This is a genomic window from Streptomyces sp. NPDC001450, assembly GCF_053597295.1.
In genome coordinates, this window is sequence record NZ_JBSFHY010000120.1 from 1 (window position 1) to 3,553 (window position 3,553).

A 3,553-nucleotide genomic window follows, 5' to 3' on the forward strand; every position below is an offset into this window, starting at 1 on the left:
CGCCCTCGCCCCAGCCCGTGCCGTCCGCACCCGCCGCGAACGGCTTGCACCGACCGTCCGGCGCGAGCCCCCGCTGCCTGCTGAACTCCACGAAGTTGCGAGGGGCGGCCATGACGGTGGCGCCGGCGGCGAGCGCGAGGCGGCACTCGTCCTGGCGCAGGGCCTGGACGGCGAGGTGCAGCGCTACCAGCGACGAGGAGCACATCGTGTCGACGGTGACGGCGGGGCCCTCGAAGCCAAGGGTGTAGGCGATGCGGCCGGACAGTACCGCGCCGGAGCCGCCCGTCAGCATGTGTCCCTCGACCCGGTCCCGGGCACCGGCGGCCGCGGCACCGTAGCCCTGGTCGCTGCTGCCGACGAAGACGCCCGCCTTCTCGCCGCGCAGGGTGCCCGGGTCGATACCGGCCCGCTCCAGCGCCTCCCAGGAGGTCTCCAGCAGCAACCGCTGCTGCGGGTCCATCACCGTCGCCTCGCGCGGCGAGATACCGAAGAAGGCGGGATCGAAGTCGGCGGCGTCGTACAGGAACGAGCCGGAGCGGGTGTAACTCGTGCCCTGATGCTCGGGATCGGGGTGGTACAGGCCCTCCAGGTCCCAGCCGCGGTCCGCGGGCAGTTCGGAGACGGTGTCGACGCCGCCCACGAGCAGCTCCCAGAAGTCCTCCGGGGTGTGGGCGTTGCCGGGGAAGCGGCAGCTCATCGAGACGATGGCGATGGGCTCCTGCTGGCGGGCCTCGACCTCCTGGAGGCGTCGGCGGGTCTGCCGCAGGTCGGTAGTGACCAGCTTGAGGTAGTCGCGGAGCTTGTCCTCGTTAGCCATGAACGTCATCAGTCCCTAGAGCAGGCCCGAAGGCTTGGAGTCACCCGTACGGCGTTGGCAACGGGCAGGTCGGACGGGGTGGTGTCGTGAGCATGGGCGGTGGCGGGTGTGCGGTGGTGCTGGTGCCGGCGCCGGTGCTCGTGGCGGTGGAAGCGGAGGAGGCCGGACGGGTCGGTGGGGGGCCCGACCCGTCCGGCCGGTCTAGTTGAGGCCGAGTTCCTTGTCGATCAGGTCGAACATCTCGTCGTCGGAGACGGCCTCGAGCAGTTCGTCATCGGACTCGCCGCCACCCGCCGGTTTCTCCGACGGGCTGTCGGACAACCGCCAAAGCAGCGCTTGCAACCGGGTGGTGATCCTGGTGCGGGAGGCGTCGTCGGCGGGGTCGAGCGCGGCGATCGCCGCCTCCAACTCGTCCAGCGAGGCGAGGTCCCCTCCGCCCGCCGGTTCCGTGTCCGGGGCCAGTTCGGACAGCAGTCGCTCGCCGAGGGCGGCCGGGGTGGGATGGTCGAAGACCAGGGTGGCGGGAAGCCCGAGCCCCGTGGCCTCCTTGAGCCGGTTGCGCAGCTCCACCGCGGTCAGGGAGTCGAAGCCGAGGTCGCGGAAGGCCTGGCCGGGAGCGATCGCACCGGTCCCGTCATGGCCGAGTACCACCGCGACCTGCGCACGGACGAGATGGAGCACGGCCCGTTCCTGCTCCGCCCGGCTCGCGCCGGCCAGTCTGCGGGCGAACGACTGAGCCTGGTCGGTCACCAGCCCGGCATCGGCGCCGTCCCCGGCCTCGTCGGCGCGGGCGGGCCCGCCGTCGATGAGCCGGACCTCCGGGATCTCGTCGAAGAGACGGCGGCGGCGGGCGGCGGAATAGGTCGCCGCGAACCGGTCCCAGATCACGTCGGCGACGACCAGGAACGTCTCGTCGTACGCGAGGGCCTGCTGTACGGCGCCCACGGCCACCTCGGGGTCCATGGTGGGAACGCCGTAGCGGCGCAGTCGGTCGCCCTCGGCCTCATGGACCATGCCGCCGCCGGCCCAGGCGCCCCAAGCGATGGAGGTGGCCACCCGGCCTCGGCTGCGGCGCCACTCGGCGAACGCGTCGAGGTAGGCGTTCGCGGCCGCGTACCCGGAGTGGCCACCGTCGCCCCAGACGCCTGCGCCCGACGAGAACAGGACGAAGGCCTCCAGCGGACGGTCGGCGAGCAGCGCGTCGAGGTGGACGGCACCCGCGATCTTCGCGGCCACCACGTACTGCAGGGCGTCGGGGTCCGTGTCCCCGATCGCGACGGCCGGCGGCTCGGTGCCCGCCGCGTGCACCACGGCGTTGACCGGCGCGCCCTCCGGCACGCCCGACAGCAGCTTGGCCAGGGCCTCCCGGTCGGTGACGTCGCAGGCGGCGACGGTGACGCGAGCGCCGAGCGCGGTCAGCTCCGCCTCCAGTTCGGCCGCGCCGGGCGCGTCCGGGCCGCGGCGGCTGACCAGCAGAAGATGCTCGGCACCGGTGGCGGCCAGTCGCCGGGCGAGCTGCGCGCCGAGGGCCCCGGTGCCGCCGGTGATGAGCGTCGTACCCGAGAAGCCGACCACACGGCGTTCGCCCGCCTCGGCGTCGACCGGCTTGCGGACCATGCGGCGTACGTGGAGTCCCTCCGGACGTACGGCGAACTGGTCCTCGTCCTCAAGGCCCGCGAGAGCCGCGACGAAGTGGCTCCAGGTGCGTGCGTCGAGCTCCGCGACGGGCGCGGGCGGTGCGGCCGAGTCGCCGGCTGCGGAACGACCGGGAAGCGGGGGGAGGTCGATCAGGCCGCCCCACTGCCGGGGGTGGTCGAGCCCGTAGACCCGGCCGAGACCCCAGACGGCAGCCTGCTCCGGTACCGGCCCGGCGGCGGACGTCGCCACGGTACCGGGCACGGTGACCGCTCCCCGGGTGACCGTCCACAGCGGTGTCTCCGCCTCCACGTCCGTCAGTGCCTGCATGAGCAGGAAGGTCGCCGTGACGGCCTCGGGCACTGCGGAGGACTGGTAATCGGCAGCAGAGTCGTGGGGGCCAGGGGCGAGCGGCAGCAGATTGAGTACGGCGCCCGTGAGCGGATTCTCCTCGAAGGCTTCGCGGAGGCGGTCCACGAGGGCTGCCCGGTCTCCCTGCGTGACGTCGAGGACGATCGTGACGACGTCTTCGACCTCATTGTGACCGCACAGCCGCTCGACCAACTCCTGTGTCGCACCTTCGACGGAACCTTCGGCGCCGGGCACCACGACCAGCCAGTGCGAGGGCAAGGAGCCCGGCCCGGTCACCTGTGACCCGGCCGGTTGCCATGTCACCGTGTAGCGCCAGGAGTCCAGCACGGCGCTCTCCCTCTTGCGCCGGCGCCACTCCGCCAGGACGGGCAGGACCGGTTCCACCGTGCACAACGTCCCGCGCCGCTCGGGCGCCAGGTCGAGGGTGTCGGCGAGGGCTTCCAGGTCCTCGCGTTCGACCGCTTCCCAGAAGCGGGCGTCCACCTCATCGACCGAGGGGCTTCCGGACATGGCATGGGGGGCGGCTTCGGGGACATCGAGCCAGTAGCGGCGGTGCTGGAAGGCGTAGGTGGGCAGGGGGACGGTGCGGGCGTCGTGTCCGGCCAGCACGGCCGTCCAGTCGACCGGGATGCCACGCACCCACGCCTCGGCCAGCGAGGTCAGCAAACGCAGGGCCCCGCCATCGTCACGACGCAGACTGCCCACCACCACCGCATCCGGGACGGCCTC

2 protein-coding genes are annotated in these 3,553 nt (G+C 72.7%); both read right to left on the reverse strand.

What is annotated here, in order from left to right:
- Window positions 1-817 (reverse strand): beta-ketoacyl synthase N-terminal-like domain-containing protein (locus tag ACWC5O_RS45145; RefSeq protein WP_450781347.1); only part of this gene is annotated, 817 nt, incomplete at its 3' end.
- A gap of 201 nt (window positions 818-1,018) precedes the next feature.
- Window positions 1,019-3,553 (reverse strand): SDR family NAD(P)-dependent oxidoreductase (locus tag ACWC5O_RS45150; protein WP_450781349.1); only part of this gene is annotated, 2,535 nt, incomplete at its 5' end.